The sequence below is a fragment of the Brevibacterium spongiae genome (assembly GCF_026168515.1).
Taxonomy (GTDB): Bacteria; Actinomycetota; Actinomycetes; order Actinomycetales; family Brevibacteriaceae; genus Brevibacterium; species Brevibacterium spongiae.
This window is the reverse complement of sequence record NZ_CP093443.1, coordinates 1,267,533-1,287,980: the sequence shown is the minus strand read 5'-3', so window position 1 is coordinate 1,287,980 and position 20,448 is coordinate 1,267,533. Positions and strand designations below refer to the sequence as shown.

Here is a 20,448-nt window from a genome sequence, read left to right as displayed (position 1 = left end):
ACTAACCGATACACGTGGAGCAGCAGATGATCGACGATGCCAAACCCCTCTTCACCCAGATCGCCGAGAAGGTCGAGGACTCGATCCTCAACGGAACCCTGCCCGAGCTCTCCCGGGCACCGTCGACGAACGAACTCGCCGGCTTCTACTCCATCAACCCGGCCACCGCGGCCAAGGGCATCAACCAGCTCGTGAGCAAAGGGGTGCTGGAGAAGCGGCGCGGGATCGGCATGTTCGTCACAGAAGGCGCCCGTGCACTGCTCATCAACGAACACCGCACCACCTTCTCCGACAACTTCATCACTCCCCTGCTGGCCGAGGCCAACCGGCTCGGCCTGGGCTCGAGGGACGTGATCGCGCTCATCGAAGAGCGCTCCCAAGAACTCCACCTGACCACAGCACTCGATCCGACCGCAGCGAAGGGATGACCCATGAACTCCGTCGTCGAGGTCCGCCACCTCACCAAGATGTACAAGAACACCACCGCACTCAACGACGTCAGTCTGACCATCGACGAGGATTCGATCTACGGCCTGCTCGGTCGCAACGGCGCCGGCAAGACGACGCTCATGTCGATCCTCACGGCCCAGAACTTCGCCACCAGCGGCGACGTCGAAGTCTTCGGAGAAGACCCGTACGAGAACGCCCGCGTGCTCAACCGCATGTGCTTCGTCCGCGAGAGCCAGAAGTATCCGGACGACTCGAATGCCCGACATGCCCTGGCCAACTCCCGCCTCTTCTTCCCGCACTGGGATCAGGAGTTCGCCGACCAACTCGTCGACGACTTTGACCTGCCGCTGAAGACACCGATCAAGAAGCTCTCCCGCGGCCAGCAGTCGGCCGTCGGGGTCATCATCGGACTCGCGTCCAGGGCCGAGATCACCTTCTTCGATGAGCCTTATCTCGGCTTCGACGCCGTTGCCCGGCAGACCTTCTACGACCGCCTCATCGCCGACTACGCCGAATTTCCGCGCACCATCGTGCTCTCGAGCCACCTCATCGACGAGGTCGCCGATCTCATCGAGAAGGTCATCGTCATCGACCGCGGCCGGATCATCATGGATGAGACCACCGAGGAGGTCCGCGGTCGTGCCGCCAACGTCGTCGGGGATGCCGATGCGATCAATCGGCTCGTCGCCGGTCGGGAAGTCATCCACCGCGAATCACTCGGCCGAGTCGCCTCGGTGACGATGCTCGGTCACCTCAGCCGCACCGACCGCGAGTTCATCAACGACGCCAACCTCGACCTCACTCCCGTCTCCCTGCAGCAGCTCGTCGTCCGCAGCACTCAGGCGGACCTCGCCGAGACATCGGCAGCGGAGACCGACTCAAGGAGCCTGCAATCATGACTGCCGTCATCGACCACCCGTCCGGAACCCACACGTCGCGACCGAAGAACCGGATCCTCGGTGTCGTCCGCCTGCAGTTCACGAACACGCAGACCTTCGTCTGGATGCCCCTGCTCATCCTTGTCGCCGCCTGGCTCATCACGCTCATCATCCACTGGATCATCGCCTCCGCAGGCGTGGACTCCCCGAAGTACAGCGGAGGCTCACAAGCGCCGCTGTGGTACTTCGCCGTCGTCGGTGCACAGGCGGTCAATCGCACGTTTTATTTCTCCCAGGCGATGAGCCTCACCCGGCGGGAGTTCTGCCTCGGCTCCCTCACCGCCGCGACGATCAGCGCCGCGGGCATCTCCGCCGTATTCGTCGTCCTGGGACTCATCGAGCAGGCCACCGACGGCTATGGCATCAACGGCTACTTCGCCTACCTGTCATGGGTGTGGGAACACGGACCGCTCGGCGCAGGATTCGTCTACTTCGTGCTCACGATGCTGTGCTTCGTCCTTGGCTTCTGGTTTGCGATCGTCTATAAACGCGTCGGCGCCCTCATCCTCACGATCTCCCTCACCGGCCTCGCCTTGGCACTGTTGGCCGGAGCCGCGTGGTTCAACGTCAATCGGGCGTGGTCCGAAGTGTGGGCGGCGCTCGTGGGCGCACAGGCGGTCGGCCTGGCGCTGTGGGCGCTGGGGCTGACAGTGGTCTTCGCGCTCGGCTCGTACCTCACCCTGCGTCGCCTGACGACGTGATCTGCTGACACCATCGCCGAGGCGGCCGGACCGTGCCGGTGATCAGCTGAGCACCGCAAGCGCTCCCCCGGCGAGCACCGCTGAGGCGGCGACGGCCGCACCCATGGCTGCGGTCGTCTTCCACCCTATCGCCTTGCCGACCATGACCATCGACGGGATGCTCAGCGCCGGCAGCGCGATGAGCAGCGCACCGGTGACGCCGGCTCCGACGCCGAGGGGCACGAGTGTGAGGATGATCGGGATCTCACCGCCGGTGGGGATGACGAGCAGGGTGGCGATGATCGCGACGACGATGACAGCGCCGACACCCAGCTGCGCTTCGAGTCCGTAGACCCCGGTCAGCCAGGGCGCGACGAGCCCGATGACGAAGACGAGCGCGAGGTGTTCGGGCACGAGGATGAGCGTGAACCGGCTCAAGGAGCGCAGGTAGCGCACGGGCAGGGATGACATCGTCGCCGAGGCGGGGCTCGGGTCGGGCACCGTATCGCTGCGTCCCGACACCCACCGCCCGATCAGGGCGCTGGCACCCACAGCGATGAGGACTGCGAAGACGATGCGCACGGCCGTGTACTGCCACGGCAGGACCAAGGCGAGGAAGATGAGCACCGCAGGGTTGAGCAGCGGATTGCCCACCCAGTACGCCAATGCCGCGGAGCGTCTCACCCCCGAATCACGCAGACTCGCGGCCACCGGAGCGGCGCAGCAGGTGCACATCATCGACGGCATCGACAGTGCTGCGCCGACGAGTGACTGGCCCGCATGGCTGCGGCGATTGAGCAGCCGCAGAAGCCAGTCGCGAGGCACCAGAGCGTCGATGGCGGCAGCGACGAGCAGCGCGACGAGCAGGGCCTTCCACACAGCGGTGAAGTACACCAGTGTGAAGTCCCACGCCCCGGACAGTGACACCGTCTGCCCCGCGGCGTCGAAGAGAGGAGCACCATCCCACAGGGAGGTCTCGCTCAGCGTCCACGCCTTGTCCCAGTACGGCAGCCATTTCGACCAGCTCAGACCCACCACGAGCAGCAGTGCGAGCACAGCCAACCCGATCCAATCGGCGGCGCCGAGCCTCCGCGGAGTCCTCATCGGCGCCGAAGCCTGGGTATGCGTCATCGCGGTATGTCCTTTGCGCTCATGCCGAAACGGCGGTGATTCAGGAGAGAGAAGGAAGAGGGAACGAAATCAGGAGCTGCGGGAGACGACGGAATCGGCGAAGCCGAACAGCGCTTCCTTCACCCGCCCGTCGGGCAGCGGTGCCAAAGCAGCTTTGGCCTCCTCGGCCCAGCGGGCCGCCTCGGTGCGGGCCCGCTCGGTCACAGGATGGGCGGCCAATGCTGCACGCGCAGCTTCCAGAGCCTCATCGGAATCGAGGTCGGCGTCGAGGAGTCGGACCACCTCGGCGGCGGACTCATCACCCTCAGCCGCAGCGGCACGCACATAGAGCACGGGCAGGGTCGGGACGCGTTCGCGCAGATCCGTGCCCGGGGTCTTACCCGACTCCGAGGATGTCGTGGTCAGATCGATGATGTCGTCGGCGAGCTGGAAGGCCACACCGACGCGTTCGCCGAAGACCCGCACGGGTTCGGCCAGGTTCGCATCGGCCCCGGAGAACATGATCCCGAACCGTGCCGAGGTGGCGATGAGCGATCCGGTCTTGTCAGCGAGCACCTGAATGTAGTGCTCGATCTCGTCGGCACCCTCGGGCGGGCCGGCGAATTCGTTGAGCTGCCCGAGGACGAGGCGCTCGAAGGTCTCGGCCTGGATGCGCACGGCCTCGGGGCCGAGCTTCGCGGTGACCCCTGAGGCCTTGGAGAAGAGCAGGTCGCCGGTGAGGATCGCCACCGAATTGCCCCACACCTCGTGGGCGGCCTTCGCACCGCGTCGCACGGGGGCGTCGTCCATGACGTCATCGTGGTACAGCGATGCCAGGTGGATGAGTTCGACGGCGACGGCAGCGTCGACGATGTCCTCATTCTCCGCATCGCCGAGGCGGGCGGTGAGCAGGACGAGATTCGGACGTGCCCGCTTTCCACCGGCGGCCAGCAGGTGCTTCGAGGTTTCGTCGGGCAGTCGACGGGTCTGCTCGGTGACTTCGTAGAGACGAGCCTCCACGGTTTCCAACTGAGTCGAGATCTCCGCCGCAAGCTGGGCGTCGTCACCGGTGAAGGTGGCCGGAGAGGCTAGGTGGCTCATGTCCTCGTCATTCGTCGTAGTCGTTCTCGGCATGCCGTTGTCCTCGCCCTGGTACTCAGAGTCTTCGCCCATATGCTCAGACATTGCTGGTGGCCGGGACGATTCGGGTCAGGGCGGAGATCACCCTGTCGATGAGATCGGCCTCGGAGACCTGCGGGTCGCGGTAGAGGTTCGCCAACAATTTGACGACGAACTCCATCACAACGTCAACACCCATACCGTACTTGATTCCGAACTGCATGAGCGCCGGATGGCCGATGATCGAGGCGAAAACCCGGCCGAGGGTGAAATATCCGCCCAGGGAGTCCCCGAGCAGTGCGGGGTATTCCTCGAGTCGGCGGCGCATCACAGTCTGCGGGTAGCGGGAGTAGGTGGAGATCACCTCGGCGGCGATGCGCGCGGATTCGAGCGCATAGTCGATGCCTTCTCCGTTGAATGGGTTGACCATGCCCCCGGAGTCGCCGACGAGCAGCAGCCCGCGGTGAAAGTGCGGTGTCCGGTTGAACGCCATGGGCAGTGCGGCGGACTTGATCGGGCCCAGAGACGTCGATTCGTCGATGCCCCATTCGTGGCCCATGTCTGCGATCCACTGGCCCATCACCTTCCGCAGGTCGACGGACTTGAACTGCGGTGAGGAGTCGAGGAGGCCGGCGCCGATGTTCACGGTGCCGTCGCCGAGAGGAAAGATCCACCCGTATCCGGGCAGGGTCTCGGAGTCCCCTGCCGCATTCGTCGAGCGCATCTCCACCCAGGATTCGATGTAGTCATCGGCATGCCGCGGCGTCGTGTGGTAGGCGCGGGCGGCGATGCCCATCGGTCGGTCGTCGCGCTTCTCCAAGCCCATGGACACGGCGAGGCGGGAGGACACGCCGTCAGCGGCGATGACGATGGGTGCACGGAAGTGGGCTTCGGGTCCGACGCGGCGCCCCCGATGGTCGGTGCCGGAGGCGTGCACGCCTCTGATCCACCCGTCGTCGCCGATGTCCGGGGACATGGCCCTGACCTGTTCGAAGAGGCGGGCTCCGCTGCGCTGAGCATGCCGGGCGAAGGCCTCGTCCATGCTCATCCGCGGGCGCGTGAGCCCGTAATTCGGGGTGCCGTCGATGTCCGGCCAGTCGAGTTCGAGGCGGTGGCCGCCGCCGATGAGGCGCAGGCCCTTGTTCGGGTGCCAGCCGTCGGAGGCCGGCAGCTCCATCCCTAGGAACCCGGCTTCCTTGACCGCACGCGGGGTCAGGGCATCGCCGCAGATCTTGTCGCGGGGGAAGCCGGACTTCTCGAGGATGATGACCTCGTGGCCGGCCTGGGCGAGGTAGGCGCCGATCGCCGATCCGGCCGGGCCGGCTCCGACGACGACGACCTCGGCATCGAACTCATTCATCGTCAAGGCAGGTGAGTCTCCGGTGCGCTGCCCTGCTCGGCAACGTCAGCCTGGCTGCCGGCCGCCTCGGCGGGTTTGAGGGCATGGTGGACGGCGACGATTCCGCCGGTGAGGTTGCGGTACTTCACCTGGTCGAAACCGGCGTCGAGGATCTGGTGGGCGAAGGCGTCCTGGTTCGGCCAGGCGCGGATCGACTCGGCCAGGTAGACATAGGCGTCCGGGTTCGACGACACGGCACGGGCGATCGCCGGCAGGGCCTTCATGAGGTATTCCTTGTACACGAGGCTGAAGGCATCGAGAGTCGGAGTGGAGAATTCGCAGATGACGAGGCGGCCGCCGGGCTTGAGCACCCGCAGCATCTCGTGAAGGGCCCGGTCGACGTCGTTGACGTTGCGGATGCCGAACGAGATCGTGACGACGTCGAAGCTGGAGTCGGCGAAAGGCAGATCCATCGCGTCGGCATAGATGAAGTCGATTCTCGGATGCCGACGACGCCCCTCGGCGAGCATCCCGGTGGAGATGTCTCCGGCGATGACCTCGGCCCCATGGTGGGTGAACGTCATCGATGAGGTGCCGGTTCCGGCAGCCAGATCAAGCACGCGCTCGCCGGGTCCGGCGGCCACGGAATAGGCGACGGTGCGTCGCCATGAGCGGGCGAGTCCGAAGGTGAGTACGTCGTTGGTGAGGTCGTAGCGGGAGGCGACATCATCGAACATCGACGCGACGTCGGCGGGCTGCTTATCCAGCTGGGCACGGTTCATGGACTCATTGTCTCAACACCGGCAGGGGCAGGGCGAATCCGGATCCCTGTCGGCCGGAAACCTCGTCTAGAATCGAGGCGACATGACTACGACTTTCGGCACCTCCGACATCCTCACCGCACCCCCACGACTGCATGTGCGGTCCCGTTTCGTCGACGACGTCGATCCCGGACCCGGTTTCCCCTTCGAATCCGGTCTGCCCACGACTGTGGAGCAGACCCTCGAACTGCTGCCGACCGACGGCTTCTCCTGCTGGGTGCGTGACACCTCCGGGCTCATCGGCTTCGGTCGCACCCTGCGCATCAGTGCCCGCGGGCCGCACAGATTCACCGAGCTCTCCGATGCGTGGAAGGCCATCACCGAGGTGGCTGAGGTCGAAGATGAGGTCGACCTCCTCGGTTCCGGACTCATGTGCTTCGCCACGGTCGCGTACTCGGGTGAGTCCGAGGTCGATTCGATCATCCACGTCCCCGAGTTCGTTCTCGGCCGCCGCGGCGGCCGTGTGTGGCTGACCTCGATCTCAACGGCCGAGGTCCCGCCGCTGTCTCCGGTCCTCCACGCCGAACCGCTCCGACGAGTGCGCTCTGCTCAGTCCGAGGCCGGGGAACTCGATCCCGACCGGTGGGCGGAACTCGTCGAGCAGGTCGCGGCGATGCTCACCCCGATCGACACCTCGGCGGAAGTGGATGCGTTCTCCGATGATCCGACGCTGCGCAAGATCGTCCTCGCCCGCGACGAGGTGGTCACCACGGACGATGACATCGATGTCCGTGCGGTTCTCGGAGCACTCAATCGCAGCTATCCGAGCTGCTGGACCTTCGACGTCGCCGGCCTCATCGGTTCGACTCCGGAACTGCTCATCGGAGTGGAGAACGATCGCGTGACCTCTCGTGTGCTGGCCGGCACCTACCGGGTGGAGAAGAACCCGATGGAGGAGATGCCGGCGGCCCGGAAGCTCCTGAGTGCGCACAAGGACAGCACCGAGCACGCTTTCGCCATCGCCTCTCTGCAGCGCAGCCTGGGATCGGTCGCCGAGAATGTCAGCGTCGATGAACGTCCCCACCTCCTGCCCTTGGCCAATGTCATCCATTCGGCCTCGGACGCGCAGGCGAATCTCTCCCCTGATTCCGGGCTCAATGCCCTCGACGTCGCTGCTGCGGTCCATCCGACCGCAGCTGTCGGCGGGTATCCGCAGGCGAGCGCGGTGACGCATGTCGATGACCTCGAACCGCTGGACCGTGGCCGTTACTCCGGTCCCGTCGGGTGGATGGACGGACGCGGCAATGGTCAGTTCGGCATCGCCCTGCGCTGCGGTCAGCTCGAGGACCGCAATCGGATCCGCCTGTACGCCGGGGCCGGGATCATGCCCGATTCGGATCCTGACGCCGAGGTGGCCGAGACGAACGCGAAGCTCAAGCCGATGCGCCGGGCCCTGGGACTCGACTGAGCTGCGGACCTGGTCACCGCAGCGACGGGCGGTGCTCAGCGGGCCGGTGTCACCTCGATGATGCGACGCACGCCCCCTGCGGCGTCACCGTCGGAAGGGTCTGTTCCGGAAGGGTCTGTTCCGGACACGTCAGCGCCATGAACGTCAGTGTTGACGCTGCCGGACAAGGCTCGTTCGAACTCCGCTGACCTGCTCACCTGGGTGTACTCCCAGCCGTAGGCGGCGGCGAGTTCGGCGAAACCGCGCCCGTGCGGGACAGTGAAGTAGCGTTCCAGATATCCGGCGAGGTGGGGCTGCGAGTGTTCGAGTCCGGAGAAGATCGCCCCACCATCGTCGTTGAGCACCACGATCGTCACCTCACCGGCTTCCTCGGCGCTCGGGGTGAGCAGTCCGCCGATGTCGTGGAGCATGGCGATATCGCCGATGAGCAGGACGACAGGCTCCCCCAGCCCCAGGGACAGTCCTGTGGCGGTGGAGACGAGCCCGTCGATGCCGGCCAGTCCCCGCGAGGCGTGGATGCGGGCACGGATGTCGGTGGCCTCGCTGAGGTAGCGCACCGAGTTCGAGCTCGCGACGAAGAGAGTGATGTCCTGTGCCGCGAGGTGCTCGGTGACCGCTCGTGCCGTCGACTGGAAATCGCTCGCCGAGGCGGTCGAGACGAACCCCTCCCCCGCAGCGATCCACTCACGCACCCACGCCGGCCCCGAGCTCGCCGCATCTTCGGACTCATCCGCGAGCCTAAGATCGAGCGCGTCGACGTCATCGGGCACCCGCTGGACCCGCACGGATTCGTCGGCGAGCAGCGCAGCAACAGGCCTGGTCAGAGTCGGTTTGCCATGGACGATGACGGTGCGGACCGCCTCACGCAGCTCGGGGTGTTCGCCGAGCACGCGGGCATGAGCGGGCACAATCGTCGAAAGTTCGGCTGTTCCGGAAGCCGAGGAGTTCGACGGATCAGCAGCGGTGCGGGCCAGTGGGCTCGAAGGCTCGGCAAGCACCGGCAGATGGTGGTCAGAAGCGAGCACGCGCAGAGATTCGGCCGAATGCCCGCCGGCGTCTCCGGCCACGATGACCGTTCCCTCGGTGATGGTGACTTCGGCGGATGTCTGCGGACCGTTCCCTGCACCGTCGCGCTCCACTTCTGAGAAGTGGGTCTCAGTGCTCGCAGCGCCGCTCTCTGCGAGCCCCGCGATCTCGTCCGTCCACGCGCTCAGCTCCTCCGGGGTGGGAACGAGCGGGGTGTCGAACTGCACGTTGAACTGGACCGGTCCGGCCGCCTCGGTGCCGGTGCCGCCGATGCGACCCATCGACGTCGTGACAGCGTCGACGACCGCGCGATCGACTGTTTCTGCGGTCTCACCGGCGGGAATATCGAAACGGGCACGGACGTCGCTGAGCACCTGTGATTGGTCGTCGATGGTCTGGTTCGCACCGGTCGCCCGCAGCCTGGCCGGCCGGTCGGCGGTCAGCGCCAGCAGCGGCAGATGCCCGTAGGAGGCTTCGAGGACGGCCGGGTGGAGATTGGCCACGGCCGAACCGGACGTCGTCACGACCGCGACCGCAGATTCCTGTCCCCGCGCACGCAGACCTCGCGCCAGACCGAGGGCGAGGAACCCGGCATCACGCTCATCGACGCGCACATGGGTGCGGATGAGGCCCGCCTCGGCGAGAGGTGCGAGCGCGTACACCAAGGGAGCGGACCGGGACCCGGGGGCGATGACCACGTCTGTGACCCCGGACCGGATCAGGCTCCGGGCTATCTGCTGCGCCGCTGCGCTCGAATTCGACATCACCTGATATTCAACCACTTGCCCACCTGAGGTTCATCTCCGCCCTCTAGCCTCAACGCATGCGCCGCTCATTGATCATCGCGATGGGAGCTCGTGCCATCCGCACTCTGACCGCGGCCAGATCCCATCGCGGACGGTACCCCGCCCTCGAACAGAACAGCGCGTTCCTCGGCCCCGAACCACGCGGCAAGGACGCCCGCTCCTGGCACATCCGGGACAAGCGGAAGCTCTCGCCGAGGCTGCGCGAATTCTTCCTCTACTCCCCCGCCCTCGGCCGCACCGTCGGGGTGCGCGTGCTGTTGCCGGGGATCCCCGCAGAGGTCAGCCCCGTCATCCACCTGTACCACGGCGGCGGCGATGACTTCCGGTCCTGGACCGACTTCGGGTCGGCTGAGGAGCTCACCCTCGATTCCCCTTATCTTGTCGTCATGCCCGACGGCGGGGCAGGCTCGTATTCGCGGCTGGCGGTCGGCAGCGAGGTCCACGACTGGCCGCGGTTCCACACCGAAGAGATCCCGGCCTTCCTCGACGCGACCTACTCCGTCGACTTCGCGCCGCAGAATCAGCTGCTCGCGGGGCTGTCGATGGGCGGGTACGGGGCGATGAAATACGCGGCCTGGCACCCTGATCGGTACGGCGCGGCGGCCGCGTTCTCGTCACCACTGGACCCCTTGGCCACCGTCCCGGCCTTCGACATCATCGCCATGCGCGAGGGGGCACGATCGATGACGCTCTTCGGCGATCCCGTCGCGGATCGCAGCGAATGGATGGCGAACTCACCGTATGCGCTGGCCGAGAACCTCGCCGGCCTCGACCTGTGGTTCAGTGCCGGCTCCGGCAGTGTGGAGGGCGCAAAGGATCGGGATCTGCTCGAATCGATGGTCAACAGCCAGGGCGAGCGCTTCGCCGCCCGCCTCAATGCACTCGGCATCCGCCATTCCTGGTATCCGCGCACCAGCGGACTGCACAACTGGAACAGCTGGGAACGTGAGCTCGGCGCCTGGCTGAAGACGCTGGAGAGACGACGGGACTATTCGAGTTCGGATCGGTCGGTCAACAGGGTCGCCGATGGTGGGACGTTCACCCACCTCACCGGTCATGCCCTCTTCGACATCCACGGGTGGAGGGTGGAGATCTCCCGTCGCCGCGCGCAGATCGTGCGCTTCGACGCGGTCAGCGGCGCCGGGTTCTCACTGACAGGGACCGGCAGCTTCCGCGTCCGCACACCGGGACTGTTCGAACCCAGACGGCGCTACGACATTGCCGTCACCGGCCCCAGAGGCGACAACGCCTACCAGCAGCGAGCCGACAAGAAGGGACGTCTGACGATCACCGGACGCCTGGCCGCGGCGATGCATGACCCGATCATCCCCGGAAAGCGCACTCAGCACTTCACCACGCTGGGACAGGACGAGGTGACGACAGTGCGGATCACCTCGGCGCCGGAGGACGCGGCCATCGACGGCGGGCGGGCCCCGGACGAAGCCCACGACCGGCGGATCGCGAACACGAGCTCCGGACAGAGCACTGCCGGCGATGTGTCAGATCCGGCACAGTCAGAGACGACGGAATCGCCCGCTGGCGCATATATTGAGAGCGGCCGGGATTCCGCGGCCGCAGATTCTTCTGAACGCTGACTCGAGAGGTCCATCATGAAACGCATACTCCCAGCCATCGCTCTCTGCGCAGGCCTGTCCCTGGTCGGGTGCACCGGTGGCGGCGACTCCGCACCGAAGGACGGCGGCGACGATGCGTCGAAGGCCGCCGTCGAGGAGGCTCCGAAAGCTGAGAAGCTCGACGAGGCGAAGCTCAAGGAGATCCTCGAATCGACGAAGGCCGAGGGCCAGTCGTTCAAGGCCGTCGACGGTGCCGGCAACGCCAGCGGTGAGGCGGCCAAGGCCCTGGAAGCTTCGGAGTTCGAGCCGGCCAAGTGCAAGGACATCACTCTCAACATGCTCAACGCGAACCTCGCTTCGGGGGGCACGACGGTCGCCGGAACCTCGACCGACAACATCGTGTCCGCGGGCCTGTCGAGCTTCGATGACGAGGACGGGGCGAAGACCCAGCTCGAGGGCTCCTCGACCATTGCGAAGGAATGCAGCGATGTGAAGGTCAAGACCGCGGGCGTCGAAATGCAGATGAAGTACAAGACCTTCGACGTCGAAGTGGCCGGGGCCGATGAGACCAGTGGGGTCGTCGCGAACGTCGAAGCCGGCGGACAGACCGCCATGGAACTGCGCATCGTCACCGCCCGCGTCGGCAACAACATCGTCGCCGTGTCCAATATCGCCGATGTCGAAGAGGCGACGGTGACGAAGACCGCCGACGCCTTCGTCAAGGCCGTGAAGAACGCTAGCTGAACCGGTTCGCAGACCGCAGGTGCGCCCAGCAGTCCTCGAACCGCTTCACCCACCATTCGAAACGCCCCGGATCCACCGCCAGCGACTGCACGCGGTCAGGGTCCGGGGTGATTCGTCTGACCGGGATGGCGCCGTCGACCGGCTTCAGGGCGTCTTCGTCGTCCACGAGGTCGGTGGTGAAGAGTCGTGCCGTGCCCAGTCCGCATGCCACACGCTCACCGAGGAGGTCCCGGCTCGAGTCAGTGCGCGGCAGCCGGGCGGCCAGTTCGGCACCGGCGGCCAACCCGACTGAGGACTCGAGGGCCGAGGACACGACCGCGGGCAGTCCCGAGGCGGTGATGACATCGAGGGCCGGACCGATCCCACCCAGCGGCTGGACCTTGACGATGATGACCTCGGCGGCACCGAGTTCGGCGACCCGCAGCGGATCCTCGGCCTTGCGGATCGACTCATCAGCGGCGAGCACGATCGGCAGATCCCGCCGCTCCAGTTCACGGCGCAGCTCGGCCAGCTGTTCGACCCCGGGCACGGGCTGCTCGAAGTATTGGAGGTCGAAGGCCGCGAACTCCTCGCAGGCCGTCAGCGCGTCATCGGGGCCGTAGCCGGCGTTGGCATCCAGACGCAGAGTCGTATCCGGGAACAGTCTGCGGAATTCGCGCAGCCGTGCAAGGTCGTCGTCCAACGAGTCGATTCCGCGCTCGGCGACCTTCGCCTTGACCGTGCCCACGTGCCCGTACCGGGCGAGGATCGTCTCGACCTCCGATGGCGGGCACGCCGGAAGAGTGCCGTTGACGTCCACGGTTTCGGTCACGGTGCGAGCCTGCGACGATGAGGCGGGAGCCGCCTCGGTGCCGCCTGCCGCCTCGGTGCCAGAGTTCTGTGCCGCACCCGATCTCCCGCCTGTGAGGGGAGGGGTCAGACCGGAGAATTCGAGGGCCGCACGCAGCCAGCGGCTGGCCTCGGCGGTGTCGTATTCGACGAACGGAGAGAACTCCGCCCACCCGGCGGGCCCGGCGAAGACCGCGACCTCACGTTCGGTGATGCCGCGGAATCGCGTCACCATCGGCAGCCTGAGCACATGCAGGTCCTCGATGACATCACTGAACCTCTCAGGCAGATCGAGCGGTTCGGAGGCTGAAGCGGGAAGTCGTCGCGCGGTCTCGGACATAAGCCCAGACTAGCGCGGACGGCGTTTCTCGTGACCATATCCGGCACGGGTTAGGCTTGGGATCATGACGGTTTCAGAAATCTTCGACCCTTCTGCCTGGCGTGAGGTCTCCGGCTTCGACTTCACCGACATCACCTACCACCGGGCCATCGACCCGGCCACCGGCGCCGACATCGGCTGCGTGCGCATCGCCTTCGACCGCCCTGAAGTGCGCAACGCCTTCCGCCCGCACACCGTCGACGAGCTCTACCGTGCTCTCGATCATGCCCGCCAGACCTCCGATGTCGGAGCGGTTCTGCTCACCGGAAACGGTCCGAGCGAGAAGGACGGCGGCTGGGCGTTCTGCTCCGGCGGCGACCAGCGCATCCGCGGCCGCTCCGGGTACCAATACGCCTCCGGTGAGACCCGCGAGAGCGTCGACCCGGCCCAGGCCGGACGCCTCCACATCCTCGAGGTCCAGCGACTCATCCGCACCATGCCGAAGATCGTCATCGCCGTCGTCCCCGGCTGGGCCGCCGGCGGCGGCCACAGCCTCCACGTCGTCTGCGATATGACGATCGCCTCGGCTCAGCACGCGAAGTTCAAGCAGACCGACGCCGATGTCGGTTCCTACGACGCCGGCTACGGCTCCGCGTATCTCGCGAAGATGGTCGGGCAGAAGAAGGCACGGGAGATCTTCTTCCTCGGCCGCACCTACTCTGCGCAGGAGATGGCCGATATGGGAGCAGTCAACGAGGTCGTCGAGCATGCCGACCTCGAAACTGCAGCCCTGGCCATGGCGCGTGAGATCCTCGGCAAGTCCCCGAACGCGCAGCGGATGCTCAAGTTCGCCTTCAACCTCGTCGACGACGGGCTCGTCGGCCAGCAGGTTTTCGCCGGTGAGGCCACCCGCTTGGGCTATATGACCGATGAAGCCGTCGAAGGCCGCGATGCCTTCGTCGAGAAACGCGACCCCGACTGGTCGCCCTTCCCCTGGTACTACTGAGTGTCCGATCCGACCGTGATCGGCCGCGAACTCGGCACCGCAGAGCTGCCCGAGGCCATCGACCGGGCACTCGCTGGTGCGTCGATCCTCGTCCTCCCGGCGACCAGGTCAGGCGCCGTCACCGAGGCGGATCCCCGGCTGTGGACGGGCGCGGGCCGAAGCCCGGCGCTCATCCTCTTCACCTCCGGATCGACCGGGAAACCGAAGGCCGTGGCGCTCTCGGCCGAGGCGCTCACCGCCTCGGAGCGGGCGACCGAACGGTTCCTGTCCGGGCCCGGCGACTGGCACCTGTGTCTGCCGGTCAATCACATCGCCGGCTTCCAGGTGGAGCTGCGCGCCCGCCTGGCGGGGCGGGCACCGGTGCGGGCCGCCTCGGCGAAATTCACCGCGGACTCCTTTGCTGCCGAGGTCGAAACGCTCGTGGAAAGGGCGGGCGCCCGCCCCACGTACACCTCCCTCGTGCCCACTCAGCTCCACCGGATCCTCGAGGACGCACGCTCCACCCGGGCGGCGGCACAGATCACGCACATCCTCCTCGGCGGGGCGGCGATCTCTCCCGCACTGCTCGACCGTGCCGATGAGGCGGGGCTCAATATCGTGCGCACCTACGGGATGAGCGAAACAGCGGGCGGGTGCGTCTACGACGGCGTCCCCTTCGACGAAGTCGACATCACCATCACCGAGGCGGGCACCATCGATCTGCGCGGACCCGTCGTCGCCGACACCTACGTCGAGATCTCGGCCGACGGACGAGCCATCACACCGGTGGCATCAACCGCATTGACCGTCGATGCCCGAGGGCGCAGAGTTATGCACACGAGCGATCTGGGCCGCCTCGATGACGGTGTGCTCTCGGTGCTCGGCCGGGCCGATGACATCATCGTCTCCGGCGGAACGAACGTCTCCCCGCATGCCTTGGAGACCGGCCTGCTGCCGAGTTGGCAGCGGGAGGGCGTCGCTGAGATGCTCGTGACCTGGGTGCCCGACGACGAATGGGGGAAGAAGATCGTCGCTCTCGTCCGTCCCACCGACGGTCGGGAGCTCGCCGCGGATGAGACTCCGCGGGAGTTCGCACGGCGCTTGGGCGGCCTCGATCATGGAATGCGCGGGCAGCTGCTGCCGCAGCTCGTCTTCACAGTCGACGAGATTCCGAGCCGGTCGATCGGCAAACCTGACCGGAAAGCGGCAGCGGAGCTCGCTGCGAAGCTCGCCGGAGGGAGCGGTGTCTGAGACGCCGAATACCTTTGCAAGTGAACAATCGGTAATATGAGACGGTTCGCGGTCTCAACAGGAAGGTGAGCGAGGACTATGGCTGACGCCGCCCAGTGGATTTCGGGAGCTCGTCTGAGAACCCTCCCCCTGGCTCTCTCACCCGTTCTCATCGGCACCGGTGCCGCGATCGGATCGCTCGGCGGCTTCACCGCCTTCATCCTCGACGACCTGACCGGCAAAGACGACCACGTCAGCATGACGCAGATCCTGCTGCGCGGACTTCTCGCTCTCATCGTCTCGCTGTGCCTGCAGATCGGGTCGAACTTCGCCAACGACTATTCCGACGGCATCCGCGGCACCGATGATGAACGTGTCGGACCGGTCCGACTGACAGCCACCGGACTGGCACAGCCTCATGCGGTCAAAAGAGCGGCTTTCCTCTTCTTCGGAATCGCCGGAATCGCCGGAATCGTGCTCATTCTCGTCTCGCAGGCCTGGTGGTTCTTCTTCGTCGGCGCCGCCGCAGTCGCCGCAGCCTGGTACTACACGGGCGGGAAGAAGCCCTACGGATACATGGGGCTGGGCGAAGTGTTCGTGTTCGTCTTCTTCGGCCTCGTCGCGACCTTGGGCACGATGTGGATGCAGGTCGGCCACCTCAGCCTCAGCGGCTGGGCCGGTGCCGTGGCGATCGGTTCGCTCGCCTCGGCGGTGCTCATGGTCAACAACCTCCGCGACATCCCCACCGACATCGAGTCCGGCAAGATCACTCTGGCCGTGCGGCTGGGCGACAATGCCGCCCGCATCGCCTACGCGGTGCTCGTTCTGCTTCCGTTCGCACTGCTGGCGCTGGCGATCCTCGACGGGCATCCCGCAGTGGCGTTGGCGATCCTCGCACTCGTGCCGGCGCTCAACCCGCTGAAGACGGTGCTGGGCGGCACCACGGGGCCCGGACTCATCCCGCCGATCAAGTCCACAGGACTGACCGCCCTGGCGTTCTCGGCACTGATGGGACTCGGCATGGCGCTCTGAGGCAGCCGACTCTGATGCGGTCGCTGCTGCTCGGCGCGTCGACCTTGGACGGTCACTGTTGCCTGAAGTCGACGTAGATTCTCGGGCTTGTCGCTGCTACTTGGACGTGTCTTCGTCCTTGCCGACGCTGTCGTTCTCGCCGACGCGGTCCGCGATGATCTGATCCTCGGCTTCCTCATCGGCCCCCTTGCGCTCGGGCTTGGCTGCCCGTTTCGCCACCCGCTCTTCGATATCGGTGGCCACCTGGGCACGCATCCGCCCCAGGAACAGGTAGCTGAGCAAGGCGCCGATAATGATCGCGGCCAGCGCCATGACCATGTTGAAGCCGAGAAAAGGGAACAGAATGAGGCCCACGGCGATGATGATGCCGAGGCGAGCAAAAGTGTAAAGCCAGAAGGTGCGCATTCAATCCATTCTAGCCACCCATTGTGGGCGTCTCGTCACCGCATGCTTGAGACCGTGCTCAGGTTCGTGGACTATCCTTGTTGCATGGCTCGAATTCTCATTGCCGCGATCGTCTTGGCGGCAGCGGTGACATTGTACGGACTCTTCGATTGCCTGTTGCGGGATCGGGGTCTGATTCGAGTCCTGCCCAAACCCGCATGGGCACTCATCATCCTCTTCATTCCAGTTCTCGGTTTCGTCCTCTGGTACCTCTTCGGGCGCGGCTCCGAAGCCAAGCCGGCGAGAACCGGCCGTCCGCGCGGTCAGGCCGCTCCCGACGACGACGTCGAATACCTGCGCCAGGTCGACCGTGAGGTCAAGCTCGGCAAGCACGCGCCGATGACCGACGACCACGACACTCCGACTGAGCCGAAGAAGGACTCCGGCCGGCCCACCGGCGAGGATGATTCTTCTGATTCCTCTGCGGACGGTCCGACCGACGATTCGGCCGAGACCGATGAACACGGCACCAAGGGCGAGGGCCGCGGCCGCTCGAACTGACGCTTCTCCTCCCCACAGGCGAAGCCTCCCTGGGAAGTTCCCCTGTGCATGCAGCCTCCTTGTGCACGAAGCCTCGTCAGTTCTCAACGGTGAGCACCCAGATCAGTCCTCACCGCAAGCACCCTGAGTTCCGCCGCGCGGACATCACGCCAAGGGCCCAGTTGAGAGGGAGCAGCCCAGTCCACAACTGTGGTCACTCCGCCGAGGCCGGAACCTCGAAATGGGCCGATCGCCTCGGTGGAGCGACCACAAACGGACGGGTCCGGGACCAAATACCAGGCAGCCGAACGCCGGCAACCGGTCCGGAACCTCAGCCGAGGCCGGAGTACGAGTGCAAGCCGTTGAAGTACATGTTGACGACAGTGAAGTTGAAGATGACCGACGCGATGCCGATGAGGTTGAGCACAGCCACCTTCGTCGGACCCCAACCACGGGTTGCACGAGCGTGTAGGTACGCTGCGTAGATCACCCACACGACGAACGTCCAGATCTCTTTCGAGTCCCAACCCCAGTAACGGCTCCAGGCGACCTCAGCCCAGATCGCACCGGCGATGAGGGTGAACGTCCAGGTGATGAAGCCTACGGCCGCGATGGTATAGGAACTCCGTTCGAGGTCGGTGCTCGAGGGCAGACGGTGCAGGAACCGCAGCCACTTCGGGTCCCTCGTCTCGCTGACGGTCTTGAGGACCTGGAAGACCGCGAGGATCGCGGAGATCGATAGCAACGCGGTCGAGAGGATCGCGATTGGCACGTGGATGGCGATCCAATATGAGTCGAGCGCGGGGATGAGCTGGGCGGCGGGAGTGTAGAACACCGTGATGGCCAGTCCAAGGGACAGCAGCACGGCACCGGAAACGAAAGTGCCGAGGTAGCGGACGTCCTTACGGATGAGCACGACGAGGTAGACAAGCACCGTGATCGCCGTGGCCGTCATGACGTACTCCATCATATTGCCCCACGGCACCCGCATGACCGAGAGAGTGCGAGTGAGCACGGCTGCGACGTGGAGGATGATGGCGAGGACCAGCAATGAGGTGCCGATGCGTGCGCCGCGGCGCGCGCGGTCCTTGAGCCTGTACTCCCCTGTGTCCGAGCCTGAGCTGGAGCCTTCGCCGGATTCAGGTCGGTCGAGCAGAGCCGTGGCGGTCTTCCGATTCGTCCGTCGCACGGTGCTAGACTTCGCGGACGCTGTCGCGGTCTCCGACCGCTTCAGCTCGCGTCCGCCGAAGAGGTCGAAGGCGTAGAAGAGCATTGCGACGGCGTAGACAACCATCGCAGAGACGATGAGCTGGTTCGACCACATCGCCAGATCGGTATTGACGTCCATGATTCCTCCGCACCGCTACGGTGCTCAATTCTCTGGGTTGTCGGACTGCCACAGCGCTTCCACGAAGCCGCGCCACGACGATTCTACTCCCTGTAGCAGGTCCGACTCATCTTTCGTTGTCGCCATCGTCGCGGTCATCGCCGCCCAGGTCCTTCGCGATTTCCTGCGCGGCGCGTTCGACCATGGGATCTTCGCCGCGGGCCAAGGCCGCCACCTCTACGACATCGCCCTTGATCCGCACCCACACACGGCGGCGGGGAATGAAGAGGGAGAGTCCAAGACCGATGAGGACGAGCGCAGAGCTGATGAACATGAGCGCCTGTGTCGGATCCTGTGAAATGTCGACTGCTATGAAGCGCCTCACACCGTCGAAGGTCACCGAACCGCCGTTTGGCAACTGCTGGGTCTCGCCGGGCACGAGCTGGATGACGAGCGGGTTCCCCGAATCATCCTTCATCTGCGTCATCTGTGATGCGTCGAGCGTGTAGACCGACTGCGGGACGCCAGCATCCAGGCCTAGGTCGCCGGTGTAGCCGCTCATGACGAGGTACGGGTTGCGCAATTCCGCGAAATTCGACACGAGATCCCCCTGCTCGTTCTGTGTCGCTGTGGGCAGGAGCACTCCGACGAAGCCCATTTGCTCCCCTGCCGCGTCGGGCACCTTGATCGCACCTTCCGAGGTATATCCTGGATCCCCGTTTGCAGGAATGAAAACCTGAGGACCGGAGCGGACGACCTTGCCCGTGGCGTCGCGCACCGTCACTTCGGGTGCGTAGCCGTTGCCGGTGAGGTAGATACCGGTCTCGGCTACACGGATCGGCTCGTTGACTTTGAGCGTCTGCGTCTTCGACTTCCCTTCGACGATCGAGGTCACCTCGGCGACGAAGCTACGGGGCTGACCGAACTGGCTACCCGCAGCCTTATCGTCGAAAGTCGCTGAGAAATCGTCGAGCCTGAGCCGGAACTGCGGCAGGTTGTCCGGAGTATAATATGTACCCGGGTCGAAGGAGTCGTAGGCGACGAGCGAATTCGTGAACGTCTCACCTTCAACGAGGATGCGTTGGCCTTCATAGCCGAAGAGCGATCCGATCGCCATCGTCAGGGTCGCCATGAGCAGGGCGATGTGGAAGACGAGGTTGCCGGTCTCACGGAGGTAGCCGCGCTCGGCGGCGACATGGTCCGCATGCCGATTGACCCGGTACCCGGACTTCTTCAACCTGGTCTCGGCGGCATCGAGGAACTTCTCATCGGCCTCATCACGCGATTCGGCGACGCTCTGAGCCTTTGTGAAGGCAACGTACCCGGGCATCCGGGTCAGCCGCCTCGGCGCCTTGGGCGGAGCCGAACGCATCGCCTTCCAATGCTGTTTGGCGCGCGGAACGACACAGCCGACGAGGGAGATCATCAACAGCAGGTAGATCGCGGAGAACCAGACCGAGGAGTAGACGTCGAACATCTGGATTGTGTCGAGAAATCTACCCCACGCCCCGTTGTTCTCGAGGAAGGTGTTCACCCGCCCGGGATCCTGGGTGCGCTGCGGCAACAGCGAACCGGGGATCGCTGCGAGAGCAAGGACGAGCAGCAGGATGAGTGCCACGCGCATCGTTGTCAGCTGTGTCCAGGCCCACCGACACATGCCGAGGAAACCCAGCTGCGGCTGCGTCACGGTCGATTTTCCAGCCGACTTCGCTCCCTGCTTAGCAGTCGGTCCGGCACTTGACTGTGGGGTCGCACTCGAACCCGCTTCCGTGTTTTTCGCGCCTTCGG

Annotated in this window: 19 protein-coding genes; 10 read left to right on the top strand and 9 right to left on the bottom strand. The window is 65.5% G+C overall.

The features are described 5' to 3' along the window. The first annotated feature begins 26 nt into the window (after positions 1 to 26). The 3 genes from L1F31_RS05700 to L1F31_RS05690 are packed head-to-tail and all read left to right on the top strand — an operon-like array spanning position 27 to position 2,089. A complete protein-coding gene (locus L1F31_RS05700) occupies positions 27 to 428 on the top strand; it encodes a GntR family transcriptional regulator (protein ID WP_265419703.1) in 402 nt (133 codons plus the stop codon). A gap of 3 nt (positions 429 to 431) precedes the next feature. Further along, positions 432 to 1,349, top strand: coding sequence for an ABC transporter ATP-binding protein (locus L1F31_RS05695; RefSeq protein ID WP_265419702.1), 918 nt, complete (start codon positions 432 to 434; stop codon positions 1,347 to 1,349). Beyond that, positions 1,346 to 2,089 (top strand): hypothetical protein, encoded by a 744-nt coding sequence (locus tag L1F31_RS05690; protein ID WP_265419701.1) that lies wholly within the window; start codon positions 1,346 to 1,348, stop codon positions 2,087 to 2,089. The genes L1F31_RS05695 and L1F31_RS05690 overlap by 4 nt, the downstream gene beginning before the upstream one ends. 42 nt (positions 2,090 to 2,131) lie before the next feature. Here the strand turns inward: L1F31_RS05690 and L1F31_RS05685 are convergent, their stop codons facing one another. From L1F31_RS05685 to L1F31_RS05670, 4 genes are all read right to left on the bottom strand, one after another. After that, positions 2,132 to 3,199: a permease gene (locus L1F31_RS05685; RefSeq protein WP_265419700.1), complete on the bottom strand. Its 1,068-nt coding sequence runs from the start codon at positions 3,197 to 3,199 to the stop codon at positions 2,132 to 2,134. A gap of 69 nt (positions 3,200 to 3,268) precedes the next feature. After that, the gene (locus L1F31_RS05680; RefSeq protein ID WP_429860947.1) at positions 3,269 to 4,312 is read right to left on the bottom strand and encodes a polyprenyl synthetase family protein; all 1,044 of its coding nucleotides are present in this window, start codon (positions 4,310 to 4,312) and stop codon (positions 3,269 to 3,271) included. A 43-nt stretch (positions 4,313 to 4,355) separates the two neighbouring features. Beyond that, complete coding sequence (locus L1F31_RS05675) at positions 4,356 to 5,657, bottom strand: geranylgeranyl reductase family protein (RefSeq protein ID WP_265419699.1); 1,302 nt, start codon at positions 5,655 to 5,657, stop codon at positions 4,356 to 4,358. Positions 5,658 to 5,659: 2 nt separating this feature from the next. Next, entirely contained in the window at positions 5,660 to 6,418 is a 759-nt protein-coding gene (locus tag L1F31_RS05670; protein ID WP_265419698.1) for a demethylmenaquinone methyltransferase, read from the bottom strand. An 82-nt stretch (positions 6,419 to 6,500) separates the two neighbouring features. Between L1F31_RS05670 and L1F31_RS05665 the strand changes: the two genes are divergently transcribed. Beyond that, positions 6,501 to 7,865, top strand: a complete 1,365-nt coding sequence (locus tag L1F31_RS05665) for an isochorismate synthase (RefSeq protein WP_265419697.1) — start codon at positions 6,501 to 6,503, stop codon at positions 7,863 to 7,865. Positions 7,866 to 7,900: 35 nt separating this feature from the next. Here the strand turns inward: L1F31_RS05665 and menD are convergent, their stop codons facing one another. After that, complete coding sequence (gene menD / locus L1F31_RS05660) at positions 7,901 to 9,655, bottom strand: 2-succinyl-5-enolpyruvyl-6-hydroxy-3-cyclohexene-1-carboxylic-acid synthase (protein ID WP_265419696.1); 1,755 nt, start codon at positions 9,653 to 9,655, stop codon at positions 7,901 to 7,903. A gap of 59 nt (positions 9,656 to 9,714) precedes the next feature. Between menD and L1F31_RS05655 the strand changes: the two genes are divergently transcribed. Both L1F31_RS05655 and L1F31_RS05650 read left to right on the top strand, forming a co-directional pair. Next, positions 9,715 to 11,292, top strand: a complete 1,578-nt coding sequence (locus L1F31_RS05655) for an alpha/beta hydrolase (RefSeq protein WP_265419695.1) — start codon at positions 9,715 to 9,717, stop codon at positions 11,290 to 11,292. 15 nt (positions 11,293 to 11,307) lie between these two features. Next, entirely contained in the window at positions 11,308 to 12,015 is a 708-nt protein-coding gene (locus L1F31_RS05650; protein ID WP_265419694.1) for a hypothetical protein, read from the top strand. On the opposite strand, the gene L1F31_RS05645 is transcribed toward L1F31_RS05650, so the two are convergent. Further along, positions 12,008 to 13,183 carry an o-succinylbenzoate synthase gene (locus tag L1F31_RS05645; protein WP_265419693.1) on the bottom strand — a complete coding sequence of 392 codons (1,176 nt, stop codon included), beginning with the start codon at positions 13,181 to 13,183 and terminating at the stop codon, positions 12,008 to 12,010. The two genes, L1F31_RS05650 and L1F31_RS05645, sit on opposite strands and share 8 nt — an antisense overlap. Before the next feature lie 64 nt (positions 13,184 to 13,247). Between L1F31_RS05645 and L1F31_RS05640 the strand changes: the two genes are divergently transcribed. From L1F31_RS05640 to L1F31_RS05630, 3 genes are all read left to right on the top strand, one after another. Beyond that, entirely contained in the window at positions 13,248 to 14,168 is a 921-nt protein-coding gene (locus tag L1F31_RS05640; protein WP_265419692.1) for a 1,4-dihydroxy-2-naphthoyl-CoA synthase, read from the top strand. After that, positions 14,169 to 15,398 carry an AMP-binding protein gene (locus L1F31_RS05635; protein ID WP_265419691.1) on the top strand — a complete coding sequence of 410 codons (1,230 nt, stop codon included), beginning with the start codon at positions 14,169 to 14,171 and terminating at the stop codon, positions 15,396 to 15,398. It begins immediately after the preceding gene. A 78-nt stretch (positions 15,399 to 15,476) separates the two neighbouring features. Next, complete coding sequence (locus L1F31_RS05630) at positions 15,477 to 16,409, top strand: 1,4-dihydroxy-2-naphthoate polyprenyltransferase (RefSeq protein ID WP_265419690.1); 933 nt, start codon at positions 15,477 to 15,479, stop codon at positions 16,407 to 16,409. A gap of 96 nt (positions 16,410 to 16,505) precedes the next feature. On the opposite strand, the gene L1F31_RS05625 is transcribed toward L1F31_RS05630, so the two are convergent. Beyond that, positions 16,506 to 16,814, bottom strand: coding sequence for a DUF4229 domain-containing protein (locus L1F31_RS05625; RefSeq protein WP_265419689.1), 309 nt, complete (start codon positions 16,812 to 16,814; stop codon positions 16,506 to 16,508). A gap of 84 nt (positions 16,815 to 16,898) precedes the next feature. Here L1F31_RS05625 and L1F31_RS05620 point away from each other — a divergent pair, with 84 nt between their 5' ends. Next, complete coding sequence (locus tag L1F31_RS05620) at positions 16,899 to 17,354, top strand: PLD nuclease N-terminal domain-containing protein (RefSeq protein WP_265419688.1); 456 nt, start codon at positions 16,899 to 16,901, stop codon at positions 17,352 to 17,354. Between the two features lie 310 nt (positions 17,355 to 17,664). Here the strand turns inward: L1F31_RS05620 and ccsB are convergent, their stop codons facing one another. Together ccsB and resB are read right to left on the bottom strand one after the other, a co-directional pair. Next, positions 17,665 to 18,681, bottom strand: coding sequence for a c-type cytochrome biogenesis protein CcsB (ccsB, locus tag L1F31_RS05615; protein WP_265419687.1), 1,017 nt, complete (start codon positions 18,679 to 18,681; stop codon positions 17,665 to 17,667). A 106-nt stretch (positions 18,682 to 18,787) separates the two neighbouring features. Continuing rightward, positions 18,788 to 20,347: a cytochrome c biogenesis protein ResB gene (gene resB, locus L1F31_RS05610; RefSeq protein ID WP_265419686.1), complete on the bottom strand. Its 1,560-nt coding sequence runs from the start codon at positions 20,345 to 20,347 to the stop codon at positions 18,788 to 18,790. Between the last annotated feature and the right edge of the window lie 101 nt (positions 20,348 to 20,448).